Consider the following 17,084-nt stretch of genomic DNA (forward strand, 5'->3'; position numbering starts at 1 on the left):
CTCTCGCCGAAATTACGGATCGCCCAGTCCTTCACGGGCGCCGGAGTGCGGTCGATCGCCGCGCCGCCCACCGCGGTGACGGGTCCGGCCTCGGGGCGGACGGCCGCCGAAACAAGTTCGGCAACGGCGAGCGCTGCGAAGCCGGAGAGCAGGCCGCTGAGCGCGGCAAGCCCGCTACGGGCCAAGTTCCTTCGGGAGATCCTCACACCCCCTATTCGGCGCCGGCCGCACAGCGGATTGGTCCGTCGTCCGGCCGGACGAAAATCCGCCGAGGAGCATGCATGCATCAGGCACCGCCACCGGCCACTGACCACCGGCCACAGTCGGCAGAGACGCTGCTCCGAGCACGCCGGCGGCCGAAGACGCGGTGACGCGGAAGAAGTACCGGGCCGGGTGTGTCCGGTGTCCGGTGGCCGGGCGCTGTCAGGGCCGGGAAGGGGTGTCGGCGCGGTGTGCGGCGGCGCGCGCGAGGGCGCGGCGGGGGCGGGTGAGAGTGATCTGGCGAATGAACTGGTGGAAGCAGGCCAGGGCTGCTGTGGGGGGCAGGGTGGCGACTGCGGTGCCGGGCAGGGTTCTGGGGGTTTGGGCGACGGAGAGAGCGATGGCGATGGCGGTGAAAAGCACCACGACCACCCAGGCATGGAAGGCGCGGCGACGGTGCAGCGCGGCGCGCAGCACGGTGAGGCAGGCCACGAGCCAGGGACCGAAGACCAGCAGCGGCCAGCCCTGCACCAGGCCGGGTTCCACACCGGAGGCGGCCAGGTGTCTGAGCGGGTCGTAGGAGACCATCGCGCCGAGCACGCTGACCGCTGTCACGACGAAGGCGGTCAGTGTCGCCATGCTGAGGCTGATCACCTGCAGCCACGGCCAGGCCCTGAGCGGACTGGCCCGCCTGGGTTTGCGGCGGTTGTGGGAGCGGGGACGCGGAAACGCCGGAACGGCCGATGCGGTGTGCGGTGCGGAGGTCTGCAGCAGCTGGTTCAGTTCTTCGTCCCAGTCGAACGGCCGCTCCCCGGCCGGGACGGGCGGGCACAAAGCTTCCTGCGCGTCCCTTGTCCGGTGGGCTGCCGGTGCCAGGCCGGGGCCGTGCGGGTGCAGTGCCGAGTCGGAGGGGGCGGGGTGGACATCGATCGGATTCGGCCGGTCATGCATGACGGGTCCGCCCTCGCGAGCTCTCTGTTGTGCCGGAAGCGGCGGGGGGCAGCTCGGGAGACCCTGGTTCCGTACGGTTGCCGACGGGCTGAGAGCGGCGGTGAAAGTCCGTCCCGATCCGTTCCAGCCGGTGCAGGAACTCTTCGAGCAGGTCTGAGAAAGAGTACGGCCAGGTCTCCCCGCCTCCCCGTTTCCGACTGTTGCGTGCTGGGTGTTCCCCTGCGGTGCCGGACCAGCACGGTGAAGGGCCGGCGCCGTCGGCACGGTCCGCATACGGGGGGTACGGCTTGGGTGGAGTCACTTTCCGTCAACGACCCGGGCGCGGTGCAGGGCGCCCGGCGACCGGGTGACTGGCCACCGGCTGAGGATGATTCGTACGCCGCCGCCTTGACCTGGTCGTACATGCAGTCCGGCCAGTGTGATCACCGGCATCTCCCGCCGGTGAAGAGCCGGGCACCCCCCACGGACCGCGCTGCCCGCCACCGAGGGGGTGGCCTGCTTACGGATCAGCCGAGCGGCTTGTCCAGTACGGCCTTGCGGTGGCTGAACGTCTCCAGGGAGTAGTGGCCGTGGTAACGGCCCATACCGCTCTCGCCGACGCCTCCGAAGGGCAGGTCGGACACGGTGAGATGAGCCACCGGAAGACCGAAACCGACGCCGCCCGAAGAGGTCTCCGACACCAGGCGCTCACGCGTCGCTCCGGATTCCGTGAACGCGTACAGCGCCAGCGGCTTGTCCCGGTCGTTGATGAACGCGATGGCCCGGTCGAGGTCTTCCACCTCCACGATCGGCAGAATCGGACCGAAGATCTCCTCTGCCATGACCGGGGAGTCCGGGGAGACCTCGGCCAGTACGGTCGGAGCGAGGTAGCGGCGCGTACGGTCGTGCCCGCCCCCGACGACCAGGCGGCCCGAGCCGAGCAGGCCGGTCAGCCGGTCGAAGTGTCGTTCGTTGACGATCCGGCCGTAGTCGGGCGAGTCGGCCGCATCGGTTCCGTACGCCGCCTGTACGGCCTTCTCCAGCGCGCCTTCGAGCTCGCGCGCGGTCTGCGGGTCGGTGAGCACGTAGTCCGGGGCGACGCAGGTCTGCCCGGCGTTGAGGAACTTCGTGGCCACGAGCCGGGAGGCCACCGTCTGCAGGTCCGTGCCCCGGTCGACGAACGCCGGGGACTTTCCGCCGAGCTCCAGAGTCACGGGGGTGAGGTGCTCGGCGGCCGCACGCATCACGATGCGGCCCACGGTGCCGTTGCCCGTGTAGAAGATGTGGTCGAAACGCTGCTCCAGCAGGGCGGTGGTCTCCGGTACGGCGCCTTCCACCACGGCCACCGCATCGCTGTCGACGTACCGCGGCAGCAACTCGGCGATGGCGCGCGAGGTGGCGGGCGCCAGCTCGCTCGGCTTCGCGACGACGCAGTTGCCCGCGGCGAGCGCGCCGACCACCGGGGCGAGCAGCAGCTGCGCCGGATAGTTCCACGGCGCGATGACGAGGACGAGGCCCAGCGGGTCCTGCACCGTCCATGCCGTCGCCCCGCCGAGGTGCGGCGGGACATCGACGGGCTCGGGCCGCAGCCAGTCCTCCAGCCGCTCCAGGGTGTGGTCGATCTCGCGCACGGTGAAGTCGATCTCCGTACGGAAAGCCTCGCGCTCGCTCTTGCCCAGGTCGGAGTGGAGCGCGGCGGCGAGTTCCTGACCGTGCTCGGTCAGCATGGTCCGCAGGCCGCGCAGCTGCTCCGTGCGCCAGGCGAGAGGCTTGGTCCGTCCGGTGCGGAAGGTGGCGCGAAGCCGGGTGACGACATCTGCGGGCTGTTCGACGGTGGAGTGCACCATGGCTCCTCAATAGGGGTGTGACGCTCTCGCCGGCTCCGGCGGCGGCCGCGCAAGCGAAAGCTTTACATGCATATAGCAACCATGAGGCTCGGCGGTTTGTTCCCCGGGCGGCGAACACATTGCGACAGTCCGTGCGGGTGCGGGTGCGGGTGCGGGTGCGGGTGCGGGTGCGGCAGACGGAATGGTCCGACCCCACCGCCGGACTGGCCACGGGCGAGGTCGACGTGGCGCTGCTGCGACTGCCCGTCCGCCGGTGGGCGCCACGGATGCGCCGGGCGGTGTCCGGCACCCGGCGCACCCCGTGGGGCAGTGGGGCGGGGTCAGTCGTCGATACGGTCCATCAGCTCACCGAGGTCCACGAACTTGAAGCCGGTGGACTCCCGGCCGTCTCCGCCGTCGGCCGAGGTGTTGTGGCCGTCCTGCACGACGAGAAGGCCGCGCGGGTACTTGGTGCCGAGCGGGGCGTTCAGTACGGCCGCGCCGTCGCACTCCTCCGCGCCGTCGAGGGTCTGCGAGGCGGAGGTGACGCGGAAGCCGCCCTCGTACTCGTTGTCGTCCCCGAGCTCACGGTCGTACAGGGAGAAGGTGTTGTCCCCCTGGCTCGAGGAGAGGACGTACCCGTCGCCGTCGGACTCGGTCAGCAGCGTCAGACCTTCCACGTCGGCCGAGATCCGGGAGCCGCCGAAGCCGGGGTCGGCGCCTGCGGCGCACTCCTCGGTCTCCTCGTCGTACACGCCCGGGACGCCGTACTCGCGGACCTTGTCGACGAGTTGCGGGGCGGCCGTGAGGTCGGCACGCAGGCGCCAGATGCCGACGTCCTCCTGACCGGCGTACAGCATGCCGTTGGCCGGGTCGACGACCATGCCCTCGACCTGGGGGAGCTCGCCGGGCTCGGCGCACGGGGACCAGGTGGCGCCGTTCGGAAGGCGGAAGGAGGACGGCAGGTCGAGCGTGCGGACCTTGCGGTAGCCGACCTTGCCGCCCGCGGTGGCGGTGATCTCCAGCAGGGCGATGCTGGTGCGCTCACGGCGGCTGACCAGCGCGTAGGAGCGCCCGGTCGTGCGGTCGGTCCAGGTGGCCAGACCGTACGCCGTCCGCTGGTCGTTGATCTCGTCCTGCCCGCCGGAGAAGACCGGAGCGGCGGCCGGGTCGGTGATGTCGGTGAGCGGGCCGCCGGGGCGGTCGCGGTCGATGCGGTAGACCCGCAGCCGGTCGTTGCCGCGGTCGCTGGTGACGGCGACGTCGGCGCGCCCGGAGGACAGGCGGAGGCCGGTCACGAGGTCGACGTTGTTGAACCGGCCCGGAGCGTCGTCCGGATCGGCCGTCGAAGGGGGCTCGATCGCCTGCACCTGGCGTGCGTCGAGGTCGTACACCCGCAGGCCGGCCTCCTTGGCGGTGGCGATGACCAGGCTGCGGTCGGGGTCGCTCGCGTTGCGCCAGATCGCCGGGTCGTCCGCGTCCGCGTTGCCGCCCGCCTCGTCGTCGTGGAGCGCCGGGGTCTCGGCCCGGGGGGTGACGGCGGGCAGCGGGTCGGCCGCCGGCCCGTGCGCCTCGGCGGGCGCGGCCAGGGCCAGCGCGGCCAGGGCGGTGCCCAGTGCGAGAGCGGTCGGGCGGAGAGTGCGGTGTCTGGTCACGAAGAGCCTCTCAATGTCAATCAATGTCGAGAACACGGCGAGCGCAGCGTGAGCATCGAATGGGCAGCTGGACTGCGGGACATGGGCAGGAGGCGCTCCGGTGTGCGGGACATGAACAAGCCGCCCCGCCGTTACCTGTTCGACCGGCTGAACGCGCCGGTGAGCGGTCCGGGCCGGCGCCGGCCCGAGGCAGACCCGGTGGGGCGGTCGTGGTCGGCGTACCCGCCCGGGGGCCCGCATCCGCCGATGGACCGGACATCCGGCAAGGACGGCGGGTGGTCGGCCGTTCGGTGGAACCTCCCGCCGCGACGACTCGTGACATCACGACGGAACGGTTGCGGGCACGCAGCGGGTCCGGGCGAGGCCGCCGGGTCTCATGACGAGGTCCGGGCCAGCCGGAAGCCGAGGTCGTCGATCGCGAACGAGGGGTGGCTGCGGCGGCGCACGGAGGCACCGCAGCCCCGCGCCGACTCGGCCCAGCCCCCGCCGCGGAAGATGCGGTAGGAGCCGTAGACCTCCTCGTCGTAGAGATCCCAGCACCACTCCCAGACGTTGCCCAGCATGTCGTGCAGCCCCCACGGATTGGGTGCCTTGCCGCCGACGTCGTGGACCCTGTCTCCGGAGTTGTCCGCGTACCAGGCGATGTCGTCGATCTCCCCGTACCGGTATCCGCTGGTACCTGCCCGGCAGGCGTACTGCCACTCCGCCTCGGTCGGCAGGCGGTAGCCGTCGGAGGCCCCGTCGCAGGTCACTTCCCCGCTCCGCGGATCGCGGGAGTAGGCCTGGTCCAGTCCGGACCGGGCCGACATCCGGTTGCACACGTCGATCGCGTCGAGCCAGCTGACGTTCGTCACGGGCGAGGCTCCGCTCGCGGAGGGACGGAGATCCGCTCCGGTGACGGCACGGTGGAGGTCCGCCGTGACGGGATACCGGCCGAGCAGGAAAGGAGCGATCTCGGCCCGCCAGCGGGTGCCGCGCCGGTCGTCCCGGAGGTCCGCGGCGCCACCGGGGACATGGACCATCGTGGGGGCCGCCGGGTCGTCGGGGGGTGGGCGCATGCGGTGGGCCTCTCTGTGCGGGACGACCACGAGGGCGTCGTACGCCCACGATACGGCGGGGGTCCGGGGCGGGAACGCGCCCCGGAAGCGCCCCAACTCCTCACTCGTGGGCGGTTGCTGCTCACAGACATCCGGAACGCATCCGCCCGCATCCGGGTCACCGAGCGGGTGTCGACGAGCCAGAACAGCGGGAAGGCGAAACGGTGGCCCGCCTCGCCTTCCTCGGGGTGGCGACCGCGGTGAGCCGGAGGGGGCGGAGGAGCGGGGACCGCTTCAGGTGGTGTCGCGGACGTGGGCGGCCGCCAGCTCGGCTTCCTTGACGACGGTGTCCGTGTCGACGCCCAGCAGTTCGCCGTGCGCCTTGCGCGCCCGGCCGTCCACGAAGACGTGACTTACGTTGGGCGGCTGGCCGTTGAGCACGATCTGACTGACCCAGTCGAAGCGCGGCGCGAAATTGAGCGTGCCCGGGTCGAGGACGATCACGTCCGCGCGTTTGCCGGGGGTGAGGGAGCCGATGCGGTCCGCCATGCCGACGCACTCGGCGCCGCCCAGGGTCGCCATGCGCAGTACGGCCGGAATCGTGGGGTGCACCTCGGGGTCCTGGTGCAGCGCGCGTTGGAGCCCCAGGGCCGCTTTCATCAGGTTGAACATGTCGGACGTGTCATTGGTTCCCCCGTCATGGCCGAGTCCCGCCTTCACACCGCGCGCGTGCAGTGCGGGGAGCCGGATGATGCCCGATGCCAGCCGCATGTTGCTCAGCGGACAGTGGGCCACGCGGACATCGTGCTCGGCGGCCAGCGCGATCTCGTCGTCGGTGAGATGGATCGCGTGGTTCATCAGCAGATCCGGCCCGAAGGCACCGGCCAGCCGGAGCGCGCGGACGGGGTCGTCCCTGCGGTCACCACGATGCTCCAGGACATGGGAGTTGAGCATCACTCCGAGGTCGCGGGCAACCTCGCTGAACCGGCGCAGCCGGTCTACGCCCGCCATGCCCGCATGGACGGCGACCTGGGCCGAAGCCAGTGGCAGTGGGTCGAGCAGTTCCTTCTTCACCCGGGCGAGGAGGCCGGTGTCCGGGCTGCTCTGCATCATCGCGTACACGAACCGCAGCCCGGAGTCGTCCAGCGCGTCGATGTAGCGCTCGCTGGTGTCGAACGGGATGGGGTGCACCCAGTCCACGACGGTCGTGACGCCCGCCTGGAGCGCGTCGAGCGCGGCGAGGCGGACGAAGCGGTACATGTCCTGGGCGTCGATCTTGCGGAGGGTCGTGCTGTTGCAGGAGGCCAGCCAGCCGTACAGGTCCTGACTCGCGCATCCGCCCCGAATGCTGGACTGCCACAGATGGTTGTGGATGTCCACGAAACCCGGCAGCACCATACGGCCGCTCACGTCCACCACTTCCGCCCCGGGCGGCACGGGCAGCCGCCGCCCCACGGCGGCGATTTTCCCGTGCCGCATCAGCACATCGGCGTGGTCGAGCGTGCCCAGCGTCCCTTTCCCGACCTTCGGGTCCATGCTGAGGACCAGCTCCGCCCCGCGGAGCAGGGTGGTGCGCGTCCGTCCCGGTCTCCCGGCCGGCCGGGGGCGGGGGCCGGAAAGGGGGGCGCTCATCACCAGGGGGACGCTGCCCAGACCGGCGAGGACGTTTCTGCGGCTTGGCGTCGAAGACTCCGTCATGGAGTCTGTATCCCGCGCGCCGAACCCGAAAGCAAGGAGCAACTCCGGCCAATGCTCCGGCGCAGTCCGGTTTCCGGGCTCCGAGTGCTGCGCGTACGGTGGCCTGGTGACCCCTGTTGACGACGCGCCGCGGCCACAGTCGCTCATGCTGACGTTCCTGGGCGACCAGGTGCTGGACCGCGGCGTCTGCGTGTACTCGGGGAGCGTCATCGATCTCTTCGGGCGCGCCGGCGTCGGAGAGCAGGCGACCCGTTCGACGCTGACCCGCATGGTGGGGCACGGCCTGCTGCGGCGGCAGCGTGAGGGGCGTCGCATGTACTTCGGGCTGACGGAGCGCTCGGAGGCGGTGCTGCGCGACGGCAGGCGCAGGATCTGGGAGACCGGAGCGGTCAACCGGCGGTGGGACGGCACGTGGACGCTGCTCGGCTTCTCCCTGCCCGAGTCCTGGCGGCGGCAGCGGCACGGCCTGCGCTCACAGCTCACCTGGAGCGGCTTCGGCCCGTTGTTCGGCGGGCTGTGGATCGCACCGGGCGAGGTCGAGGTGTCCTCGCTCGTCGCGGAACTGGGCCTGGCCGCGCACGTGAAGGTGTTCCGCGCCCGGGCGGACGCGGGCATGGACATCGGCGCGATGGTCGAGGAAGCCTGGGATCTGTCCGAACTGGCCGCCGAGTACGAGGAGTTCGTGCGCCGCTGGCAGCCGTGGGAGCACGCGGTGCCGATGGACGACGATCCGTTGGTGCTGCGACTGCGCCTGTCGGCGCAGTGGCTGCGGATCATCCGGCGCGACCCACGGCTTCCCGTCGGGCATCTGGCGGACGACTGGCCCGCCGAGCGGGCCGAGAAGACGTTCCGCGCGGTCCACGACCGCCTCACCCCGGGCGCGCGGGAGGCGGCGGAACGCCTTCTCGACCTGGTGCCGGTACGGCCCGGGCCCGCAGAGCAGGCGTAGCGCCGGGAGAGGCTCCGCGGCGCGGCGGCCGGCCCGTCTCCGACCGGGGCAGGCTTTTCCCGGCCTTCCCGGCGTCCCTGTCCCCGTGGGCCCGTTCCTGGGTGACTGTGCCGGGCGCCGGCGCCCGGTTCACCGCCGACGTCCCGCCGTCACCCAGGGCTCCGCAGGCGATGTTGTGCGAAATGTTGACGGCAGCCAAAAGAGTGCCTAGCTTCGCGAGGCATGCGGCACCGTCTCCACGACACCGCCATCGGACCAGGGAGCTCCCCGTGCAGACACCCCGCGTCCCCACGCTCCGCGTCCCCACACCCCGACCGGAGTCGGAAGTACGGCAGTTGCGCCGCGTCGCGCTGTCCGGGCTGCTCGGCACCGCAGTGGAGTTCTATGACTTCCTCGTGTACGGGACGGTCGCCGCGCTCGTCTTCGGCGAACTGTTCTTCCCTCAGGCCGACCCCGCGGCCGGCACCATCGCCGCCTTCGGCACGTTCGCGGCGGGTTATGCGGCCCGGCCGCTCGGCGGCATGGTCTTCGGCCACTTCGGCGACCGCCTCGGCCGCAAGTCGATGATGCTGCTGACAATGGTCCTGATGGGCGCCGGCAGTTTCCTCATCGGCCTGCTCCCCACCTACGACGCGATCGGCGTCTGGGCGCCCGTACTGCTCATCACCCTGCGCGTCGTGCAGGGCATCGCGATCGGCGGCGAGTGGGGCGCCGCGACCCTGATGGTCGTCGAACACGTCGAGCACGCCGAGCGGACCCGGGGGGCCGGGGACGCCGGGGGAGTCACCCGCCGGCGTCGCGGCATGTGGTCGAGCTTCACCCAACTCGGCGCTCCACTCGGCTCGGTGGCCTCCGCCGGAGTGGTCACCCTCGTCTCCACGCTGCCGGACGACGAGTTCCGCAGCTGGGGCTGGCGGGTGCCGTTCCTGCTCAGTCTGGTGCTGCTGGCCGTCGGTCTGTTCGTCCGCCTCAAGGTGGCGGAGAGCCCCCTCTTCACCGAGGCCAAGCAGGCGCCGCGGGCACCGGCCGGGCCCCCGCTCGCCGAGGTCCTGCGACGCCCGCGCCCCCTGGTGCTCGCCTGCTGCGTCGGCATCGGCGCGTTCACGGCCCAGTCCCTGCTGACCGGCTTCATGATCTCGTACGCGGTGGACCACGGCTACACCCGTCCGCAGGTGCTCACCGCGGTCACCGTCGCCTCCTGCGCGGCGCTCGTCGTGCTGCCCGCCGCGTCCACGCTGTCCGACCGGATCGGCCGCCGCCCGGTGGTCCTCGCCGGGGCCGTCGCCTCGGCCGCGCTGGCCTTCCCTGTGCTCGCACTCGTCGACTCCGGCTCTCCCGGACTGCTGATCCTGGCCCTCGTACTCGGACAGGGAGTGGCGCAGTCCACGATGTACGGCCCGCTCGGAGCCCTGCTCACCGAGATGTTCGGCACCCGCGTCCGCTACACCGGCGCCTCACTCGGCTACCAGGCGGCGACCCTGGTGGGCGCCGGGTTCTCGCCGATGATCGCGAGCAGCCTGCTGGTCGCGTACGACGGCAGCTCCACCCCGCTCTCCCTGCTGTTGTGCGGAAGCGCGGCCGTCACGGCGCTCACCGTGTGGCGGCTGCGCGAGACCCACGCCGACGCGCTCGACACGCTCGACGCGCCCGGCTCCACAGACAGCCGCTCCGGCACCCCCGCTCCGGAAGGAATCCGCTCATGAACCCCCGCGTCCGCGCCCTCGCGGCGGCCGCCGTACTGGCCGCCACCACCCTGCCCGCACGGCCCGCCACCGCCGCCCCAAACGACGTACACGTCGAAGGACGGCTGGCCTCCGGAGCCACGTACCTGATGGACGTACCCGCGAACTGGAACGGGACCGTGCTCCTGTTCAGCCACGGATACCGGCCGCCCGGCGCCCCCAACCCCGCCGAGAACGCCCCGGCCCCGGACACCCGGGTGCGGCTGCTCGACGGGGGATACGCGCTCATCGGCTCCTCCTACGCCACGACCGGCTGGGCCGTCACCGACGCGGTGCCCGACCAGCTGGCCACCTTGAGCCTGTTCACCGAGCGGTTCGGTGCGGCCCGGCGGACGATCGCCTGGGGCCAGTCGTACGGAGGTCTCGTCACGACCAGGATCGCCGAGCGTCACCCGGACCGGATCGACGGATCGCTGTCGATGTGCGGCCTCGTGCAGGGCGGTGTGGCCAACTGGAACAGCACGCTCGACCCGGTCTTCGCGCTCCGGACCCTGCTGGCCCCGGACTCGGGCATCGAACTCACCGGCTTCGAGGACCGGGCGGCCGCGCGGACCGCCGCGAACGCCCTGGCGGCGAAGGCCGACGACGCCCAGCGGACACCCGAGGGCCGCGCCCGCATCGCGCTCGCCGCGGCGCTCCACAACATCCCGGGACACAACGACACCGCGCAGCCGGAACCGGCCGACCGGGAAGCCCGGCAGGCCAACCAGTACGCGGCGGTCGCCGGTCTGCTGCGGACCGCGGCCTTCACCTGGCGGCAGGAGGCCGAGAGCCGCGTGGGCGGCAATCCGTCGTGGAACACCGGAGTCGACTACACGGCCATGCTCCACCGCTCCTCGGTGTACAAGGAGGTGACGGAGCTCTACCGGGAGGCGGGCGTGTCCCTGCGCGACGACCTCACGGCCCTGAACCGCGCGCCCCGCATCGGCGCCGACCCGGCAGCCGTCGCCCGGCTGAGCCGCACCAGCGTGTTCACCGGGAAACTGGCCGGCCCCCAGCTCGACATCCACACCACCGGTGACGCGCTGATCCCCGTGCAGTCCGAGAGCGCCCACCGCCGGGCCGTCACCGCCGCCGGTTCCTCCGCGCTGCTGCGCCAGGCGTACGTGGACGGGCCCGGGCACTGCACCTTCACCTCGGGTGAGACCCTCTCCGCCGTGCACACGCTGGAGCAGCGCCTCAGGACCGGCCGCTGGGCCACTTCGCCGGATGCGCTCAACGCCCTGGCCCGGAAGGAGGACCCGTCGGCCGGAGCCCGGTACACCGACTACCGGCCCGCTCCCTATCCCCGCCCGTACGACCTGGCACACCAGGCACACCCGGCAGACACGCACCGATGACCGCAGACCTCGTGTCCGGCCCCGGTCGCGGGACTCCTTGGTCAGTGGCCGGGTATTCGGGTGCACCGGGCAGGAGGACGATATCGAAGAGCACCAATTGGCCGTTGCTCTCTGGTGAGGGACAGTTCCGCCGTGTAGCGTTGTTCTCAGATGTCGTGGTTCGCAGTACCTGCCCGCGCTCCGGCGTGGGCGTTTCGCTGTGCAGTGCCTGAGGACCAGGGCGATCACCTCCGGGTCCGCGCGGTGCGGATCCGATATCGACTGAGAGGCACCAGCATGGCCAGCGGAACCGTCAAGTGGTTCAACTCCGAAAAGGGCTTCGGCTTCATCTCCCAGGACGGCGGCGGACCGGACGTCTTCGCGCACTACTCCAACATCAACTCCTCCGGCTTCCGTGAGCTTCAGGAAGGCCAGACGGTCACCTTCGACGTCACGCAGGGCCAGAAGGGCCCGCAGGCGGAGAACATCACCCTCGCCTGACCCGACGCCAGGCACGCCAAGCCCCCGGAGCGCACGCTCCGGGGGCTTTGTGCATCCGCTGGGCGGAGTGGTGCCGCCCCGGACAGGCCGGACGCGCGGGAGAAGCAGGACGCGTGGGAGAAGCAGGACGGGCCGCCGGGCCGCACCTCCGCCGGCCGGCCGGCGGAGGTCCCACTCCGGGCGGTGCGTCGGTGCGGTCCATGGGGACGACGCGGTACCGGGGGCGGTGTGTCTGCACGTGCCCGGCCTGTCGGGCCGGCCGGCGGGACCACGCCGACGGTGCTGGAGCAGGCGGTCCTCGGACCACGTCGTGATGAAGGTGTGAGCCGCCTTCACCGGCCTCGCCGCGTGCGAACCCGACGGCCCGGCATGACCCGGTGCCTGGCGGCTGTGGCCGGACGCCGGCTCGAAAGCGCTGGCTCCGAGGCCGTAGCGCCGTCTCTCCGGCAGGTGTGCAACGAAGCCTTCGCGCGTGTTCCGCCGTGGCGCTGCCGCGGGCGGGCCCCGCCTCCCACCAGGGGAGACGGGGCCCGCCCGCAGAGGATCAGTTGTGGTAGCGGATGTAACCGTTGCCGTCGGCGTCGGATCCGCTCCTGGTGTAGGAGTGGACGTCTGCGCGACTGCCGGAAGGCTTGTACAGGTAGATCGTGTCGCGGTCGTTGTTCCATATGAAGTTGCAGTTGTCGCGGTAGACCACGTTCTTGCTGTCGGAGTCGGTGCCGTGGCCGCCGCGGAGCTTCACGTAGTCACCGGGCTGGAGGTAGTGGCCGACGGTGAAGGTGAAGCGGTTGCCGGTGGCGTCCTTGACGACGTAGCCCTTGAGATTGACGGTCGCCGAGGACGAGTAGTTCTTGATCGTCAGGTATTCCTCGTCGGTGTTGCCGGAGGAACAGCTGTTGGAGTCCCGGCCCGGTGCGTCGTACTGGACTCCGCGGACCTTCAGTGCCGAGGAGTACTCGGCGGCCTGAGCCGGGGTGCCGGCCAGGACGGCCAGTGCGCCGGCCGCGATGGACACGGCGATGACAGGATGCTTACGCAAGAGAGGTCCCCCCTCAATAGTGCTGACGCTCAATGGTGCTGATGAGCGGCTGAAGCCTACCGACACCATGAGCGACTGGTTGCGGTTCCCAGGTTTCTGCCTCGGTTCTCAGCCGCACAGCGCGACGGCGGGTGTTTCGGCCGCCTGTTTCCGGCCGGTGATGCGGGGCACCCGCCCGAAGAAGCTGCCTCGACCGGCGGCGTGCCGCCAAGCCGGTCGGGACACCTGCCCGGCGCCGGGCAGCAGGCGCCGCGGTCGGCGGGGACCGCGCGGGTGTCGACCGGGAAGGGACTGCTCTTCATGTGCCGATGGCTCGCCTACTCAGGAACCCCCGCCCTGCTCGGCGACATTCTGTACAAGCCCGCCCACTCCCTGATCGACCAGAGCCTCCATGCGCGGATGGGGGTCGAGACCACCAACGGCGACGGATTCGGCATCGGCTGGTACGGACCCGACGCGGCCACACCGGCCATCGTCCGGGACACGGGCCCCGCCTGGAACAACCGCAATCTGCAGGAGATCGCGGACCACGTCCGCTCACCGCTGTTCTTCGCCCACGTCCGCGCCTCGACCGGCACGGCCGTGCAGCAGTCGAACTGTCATCCCTTCCGCCACGGCCGGTGGATGTGGATGCACAACGGCGTGATCACCGACTTCCACCGGATCCGGCGCGACCTCTGTATGGCCATCGACCCCGCGCTGTTCTCCTCGCTCGAGGGGTCGACGGATTCGGAAGTGATGTTCTACCTGGCGGTCACCCTGGGCCTGGACCAGGACGCACCGGGTGCCGTTGCCCGGATGGCCGGGCTGGTCGAAGCGCTGGGCCGTGAGCACGGAGTGGAGTTCCCGCTCCAGATGACCGTCGCGGTAACCGACAGCGAGCGGCTGTGGGCTTTCCGGTACTCGAGCCAGAAGGCATCGCGGTCGTTGTTCGTCAGCAGCAGGGTGGACGCCGTGCGGGCTCTCCACCCCGATCTCGCTTTCCTGCAGGGGGTCTCCGCCGAGACGCGCCTCATCGTTTCCGAGCCATTGGGTGACCTTCCGGGTGTCTGGAACGAACTTCCCGAGAACAGCTGCATCGTCGTCCAGCCAGGCGCGGACGAGCTGCTGCCCTTCACACCACAGCCCGTGTAGCAGCGGGCGTGGTTCAGCAGGCATGGTTCGGCAGGCATGGTCCGCCCCGCGCCGCGCACTCCGGTTCGTCCCGGCCGCCGGCTCCGGTCCCCTGACGGTGCGGGCGAAGCCGGGATGACCGAAACCGGGATGACCCGGCAGGCCCGGACCGTGCAGGATCGGGGTATGCCCCAGAAGCAGGACGTGAAGACAGCGCAGCAGGATGCCGCGGACAACGACCGCATCCTGCACCGGCTCGACCGGGCAGTCGGCACGGGCGACCTGGTGCGCATCCACCGGTCGATCCGTCGTGCGGACCGGATCGAGGGATTCGTCGTCGGCACGACCCCCGCCTGGACCCTGCTGGCGTCCTGCTCGGACGTTCAGCTCGACGGCTGGGCAGCGGTCCGTACCCCGGACATCACCAAGGTCCGTCGGCGGGGTGACGGAACATGCCTGACCATCAGAGCACTGCGCCGCCGGGGGCAGTGGCCGATACGTATGCCCGGGCACGCGGTCCCGCTGGACGGCCTGTCTGCTCTGGTGGAGGCCGCCTGCCGCGGTTTCGGCCTCGTCTCACTGCATGCCGAACGGCACGTACCGAACGCCTGCTGGATCGGCGCGGTGACAGACCTGCGGCCCAAATCGCTGCGGCTGCGGAAAGTCGACACAGGGGCGCGATGGTCCACCGACGTGACGAAGTTCCGTTTCAAGGACATCACCCAGGTGGGCTTCGGCGGCCGGTACGAGCAGACCTTGCGGGAATTCGCCGGCCCGTGTCGCTGAGCCGGCGGCCGCACTGCTGTTGCCCTCCCGCCGACACCCCACCTGCATCTCACCCGCACCGGCTCTCCGACCGCTGAGACCCGGTCAGTGAGGACGGACGGACCCTGAGTCCGGTTGTCAGTCCTCCTGCCTGTGGTGCTCGCATGACCAGCTGGATACAGGGCTCCTTTGCCCACCACGAGGTGAACGTCGTACTGGCCCGGGGCCTGGCCCTCGACGTACTCACCCAGGGCCTTCGCGACCGGCTGCGAGAACCCCTCGCGTACGGCGAGGGGGACGGGTGGGCGTGGGCGGTGCACGCCATGCACAACTGGGACGCCAAGGACTACGACGACGTCGACTACAGCGCCATGTGCCCGAACGGTGCGGAGATCGTCGTGTGCGTGACCGAGCCCTGCAGCGCCAAGGGCTTCCCGCCCGCATTCGCGTACCACCAGGACGGTCGCCCGATCCTCCGGTTCAGCTTCGAAGACCTGCGGCAGCGGGTGGGCGAGAACCCGGACCACCTGTCTCCCGAACTCCTCGCCGCGAACCTCATCGGTCCCCAGGCGGGATGCGGACAACAGGACGACCGCGGTCACGACTGTTTCGACCACTACTACGACGATCACGAACGTCTGGTGAAAGTGATCGCCGGTTATTCCGCCCTGCCCTCGCCGCCCCTGCCTCCGGAGGTGACGGCGGAGTGATCCGGCCGGCCCCGAACACGTTCATCACCTTCTGCAAGGGCATGCCCCTGACCACCGTGTCCGGCGGCTTCGCCGACGCGGGGCGTCCTGCCCCCGCCACCGGCGAATCGTCCGGCTGGGCGTGGGTGACGTACGACGCCCGCACCGCCCCGCACGGAGAGCCCGCCTGGGAGTCGCCGCGCAACATCACCGGTTACCGCCGTGCGGACCGCACCAGCGATCCGGCGGGCGTGGAAACGGTGTTCCTGGCGTCCACGCCCGCATGCACGTGCCCGCACGGGCAGAACTGCATGGTCCCGCACTGCGCCGAGCACCCCTCCCAGTTCGTCTACAGCCGCGGCGGGTACGGGCAGACGTACTTCCACTTCGGCCGGCGCCGCGAATCACGGCGTGCCGGAGACACGGCCGACCTGCTCGTACGCGAGCTGCTGGACGCCGGGATCGTCGGCCGGGACACCTCGAAGTACGACACCGAGCCAGGCTTCAACACTGCCGTCGCCACCGTGGTCCTGGCGGGCTCCGCCGCCTGCGGCACGGTGGAGAACCTGTCCGCCGGGCAGAAGCTCGACCGGGCCTTCGACAAGCTCGGCAAGGAACACTCGCTCTCCTTCGAGCTGGACCTGGACGCCGACGCGAAGACGCTGAAGGCGCTCGACGCCGGGGCGGAGCCCGGTGAGGAGATGCCGGACGAGATGGCCGAGTTGTTCAGCGGCGCGCGGATCTCCGTATCCATGCAGTCCAAGAAGCCGTTCGACGAGTCCGCCGAAAAGGACTTCACCGGCATGGCCGTCAAGTTCAGCGGCCCCGAGGGCGACTTGTTCGAGTACCGGGTGGTCGGGGACTACACCTACTTCCGCGTCGATGTGGACGCCTTCGCGAAGGTGTCGGGCGTCCCCGTGCCGTCCGCCGACGAACTGCCCGAGAGCGCCGGAGCGTTCAAGAAGATGCTCACCGGTGAGTGGGTCAAGGTCGCGACGGAGGAACTGGAGAAGACCTACGACGAGATGGGGGGATGCAGGCACCGGAAGGCGGGAAGCCCTCGGCGGAGCCCACGCTCGACGCCAAGGAGCAGAAGAAGCTCATGAAGGCCCTCCGGGAGGTCATCGCCCGGGAGGTCGACTTCAAGACCTCCGAGGGGGAGGGCGGCACCGAGCACATCATGGCCACCGCCCCCTTCGGCGCTCTGCTGACCGAGCTGTTCGACGAGATCCGCCCGCTGGCGAAGAAACTGCCGCCGGGTGCCGATCTCCCTACGGACAAGGACCTCAAGGAGGTTCCGAACAAGAAGGTCACGGCTGACTTCACGCTCAAGAACGGGGCGTTGACCGAGGTGTCCGTGGACCTGGCCGAACCGGCGGAGAACGCAAAGGCCAAGAAGCTCGCGCTGGTGCTGCGGATGGGCCAGGGTGAAAAGGCCACGGCTCCGGCCGGAGCCACTGAGGTGAAGCTGGACGAGCTGATGGAGGGCTTCTTCCAGGGGGTCTCGGAGGGGGTTTTCGCGGAGGAGAGCTTCCTGGAGACGGCTCAGGGATAAGGTCCGGCCGGCAGACGGAGCCGGTCCGGGCCGAGTTGCCTGGACCGCCTGGACCGCCTCGGACG

General features: G+C 70.7%; 15 protein-coding genes and 1 pseudogene. 9 read left to right on the forward strand and 7 right to left on the reverse strand.

Annotated features, from left to right (window positions below; all coding sequences use genetic code 11):
* The 6 genes and pseudogenes from ACWDZ4_RS19305 to ACWDZ4_RS19330 form a co-directional block, all read right to left on the reverse strand.
* Positions 1-215, reverse strand: a pseudogene (locus ACWDZ4_RS19305) (molybdopterin-binding oxidoreductase); the annotation flags it as partial.
* Positions 216-423: 208 nt separating this feature from the next.
* Complete coding sequence (locus tag ACWDZ4_RS19310) at positions 424-840, reverse strand: DUF2637 domain-containing protein (RefSeq protein ID WP_451509602.1); 417 nt, start codon at positions 838-840, stop codon at positions 424-426.
* A gap of 818 nt (positions 841-1,658) precedes the next feature.
* On the reverse strand, positions 1,659-2,978 hold the full coding sequence (locus ACWDZ4_RS19315; protein ID WP_451509603.1) for an aldehyde dehydrogenase family protein: 1,320 nt from the start codon (positions 2,976-2,978) through the stop codon (positions 1,659-1,661).
* Between the two features lie 320 nt (positions 2,979-3,298).
* Complete coding sequence (locus tag ACWDZ4_RS19320) at positions 3,299-4,612, reverse strand: phytase (RefSeq protein WP_451509604.1); 1,314 nt, start codon at positions 4,610-4,612, stop codon at positions 3,299-3,301.
* 374 nt (positions 4,613-4,986) lie between these two features.
* Positions 4,987-5,670, reverse strand: a complete 684-nt coding sequence (locus ACWDZ4_RS19325) for a formylglycine-generating enzyme family protein (protein WP_451509605.1) — start codon at positions 5,668-5,670, stop codon at positions 4,987-4,989.
* A 273-nt stretch (positions 5,671-5,943) separates the two neighbouring features.
* Complete coding sequence (locus tag ACWDZ4_RS19330; protein WP_451509606.1) at positions 5,944-7,347, reverse strand: amidohydrolase family protein; 1,404 nt, start codon at positions 7,345-7,347, stop codon at positions 5,944-5,946.
* Between the two features lie 106 nt (positions 7,348-7,453).
* Here ACWDZ4_RS19330 and ACWDZ4_RS19335 point away from each other — a divergent pair, with 106 nt between their 5' ends.
* The 4 genes from ACWDZ4_RS19335 to ACWDZ4_RS19350 all read left to right on the forward strand — a co-directional run bounded on the left by ACWDZ4_RS19335 (position 7,454) and on the right by ACWDZ4_RS19350 (position 11,858).
* Positions 7,454-8,296, forward strand: coding sequence for a PaaX family transcriptional regulator (locus ACWDZ4_RS19335; RefSeq protein ID WP_451509607.1), 843 nt, complete (start codon positions 7,454-7,456; stop codon positions 8,294-8,296).
* A gap of 335 nt (positions 8,297-8,631) precedes the next feature.
* On the forward strand, positions 8,632-9,999 hold the full coding sequence (locus ACWDZ4_RS19340; protein WP_451509717.1) for an MFS transporter: 1,368 nt from the start codon (positions 8,632-8,634) through the stop codon (positions 9,997-9,999).
* A complete protein-coding gene (locus tag ACWDZ4_RS19345) occupies positions 9,996-11,378 on the forward strand; it encodes an alpha/beta hydrolase family protein (RefSeq protein WP_451509608.1) in 1,383 nt (460 codons plus the stop codon). Before ACWDZ4_RS19340 ends, ACWDZ4_RS19345 begins: the two co-directional genes overlap by 4 nt.
* A gap of 276 nt (positions 11,379-11,654) precedes the next feature.
* On the forward strand, positions 11,655-11,858 hold the full coding sequence (locus ACWDZ4_RS19350) for a cold-shock protein (protein ID WP_069925601.1): 204 nt from the start codon (positions 11,655-11,657) through the stop codon (positions 11,856-11,858).
* A 544-nt stretch (positions 11,859-12,402) separates the two neighbouring features.
* Here ACWDZ4_RS19350 and ACWDZ4_RS19355 read toward each other — a convergent pair.
* Positions 12,403-12,897 carry a lamin tail domain-containing protein gene (locus ACWDZ4_RS19355; protein ID WP_451509609.1) on the reverse strand — a complete coding sequence of 165 codons (495 nt, stop codon included), beginning with the start codon at positions 12,895-12,897 and terminating at the stop codon, positions 12,403-12,405.
* A 300-nt stretch (positions 12,898-13,197) separates the two neighbouring features.
* Between ACWDZ4_RS19355 and ACWDZ4_RS19360 the strand changes: the two genes are divergently transcribed.
* The 5 genes from ACWDZ4_RS19360 to ACWDZ4_RS19380 all read left to right on the forward strand — a co-directional run bounded on the left by ACWDZ4_RS19360 (position 13,198) and on the right by ACWDZ4_RS19380 (position 17,019).
* A complete protein-coding gene (locus ACWDZ4_RS19360) occupies positions 13,198-14,031 on the forward strand; it encodes a class II glutamine amidotransferase (RefSeq protein ID WP_451509718.1) in 834 nt (277 codons plus the stop codon).
* 165 nt (positions 14,032-14,196) lie between these two features.
* Positions 14,197-14,796, forward strand: a complete 600-nt coding sequence (locus ACWDZ4_RS19365) for a hypothetical protein (RefSeq protein ID WP_451509610.1) — start codon at positions 14,197-14,199, stop codon at positions 14,794-14,796.
* Positions 14,797-14,939: 143 nt separating this feature from the next.
* The gene (locus tag ACWDZ4_RS19370; protein ID WP_451509611.1) at positions 14,940-15,485 is read left to right on the forward strand and encodes a hypothetical protein; all 546 of its coding nucleotides are present in this window, start codon (positions 14,940-14,942) and stop codon (positions 15,483-15,485) included.
* Positions 15,482-16,570, forward strand: coding sequence for a hypothetical protein (locus ACWDZ4_RS19375; protein WP_451509612.1), 1,089 nt, complete (start codon positions 15,482-15,484; stop codon positions 16,568-16,570). Before ACWDZ4_RS19370 ends, ACWDZ4_RS19375 begins: the two co-directional genes overlap by 4 nt.
* Positions 16,567-17,019, forward strand: coding sequence for a hypothetical protein (locus ACWDZ4_RS19380; RefSeq protein ID WP_451509613.1), 453 nt, complete (start codon positions 16,567-16,569; stop codon positions 17,017-17,019). Before ACWDZ4_RS19375 ends, ACWDZ4_RS19380 begins: the two co-directional genes overlap by 4 nt.
* Positions 17,020-17,084 lie beyond the last annotated feature (65 nt).

The organism is Streptomyces sp. NPDC003016 (assembly GCF_053591455.1).

Coding starts and splice junctions, on each gene's coding strand:
- ACWDZ4_RS19345 (WP_451509608.1), top strand. CDS start 9,996: ATGAACCCCCGCGTCCGCGCCCTCGCGGCGGCCGCCGTACTGGCCGCC.
- ACWDZ4_RS19310 (WP_451509602.1), bottom strand. CDS start 840: ATGGCGACACTGACCGCCTTCGTCGTGACAGCGGTCAGCGTGCTCGGC.
- ACWDZ4_RS19330 (WP_451509606.1), bottom strand. CDS start 7,347: ATGACGGAGTCTTCGACGCCAAGCCGCAGAAACGTCCTCGCCGGTCTG.
- ACWDZ4_RS19325 (WP_451509605.1), bottom strand. CDS start 5,670: ATGCGCCCACCCCCCGACGACCCGGCGGCCCCCACGATGGTCCATGTC.
- ACWDZ4_RS19315 (WP_451509603.1), bottom strand. CDS start 2,978: ATGGTGCACTCCACCGTCGAACAGCCCGCAGATGTCGTCACCCGGCTT.
- ACWDZ4_RS19370 (WP_451509611.1), top strand. CDS start 14,940: ATGACCAGCTGGATACAGGGCTCCTTTGCCCACCACGAGGTGAACGTC.
- ACWDZ4_RS19350 (WP_069925601.1), top strand. CDS start 11,655: ATGGCCAGCGGAACCGTCAAGTGGTTCAACTCCGAAAAGGGCTTCGGC.
- ACWDZ4_RS19360 (WP_451509718.1), top strand. CDS start 13,198: ATGTGCCGATGGCTCGCCTACTCAGGAACCCCCGCCCTGCTCGGCGAC.
- ACWDZ4_RS19365 (WP_451509610.1), top strand. CDS start 14,197: ATGCCCCAGAAGCAGGACGTGAAGACAGCGCAGCAGGATGCCGCGGAC.
- ACWDZ4_RS19380 (WP_451509613.1), top strand. CDS start 16,567: ATGAAGGCCCTCCGGGAGGTCATCGCCCGGGAGGTCGACTTCAAGACC.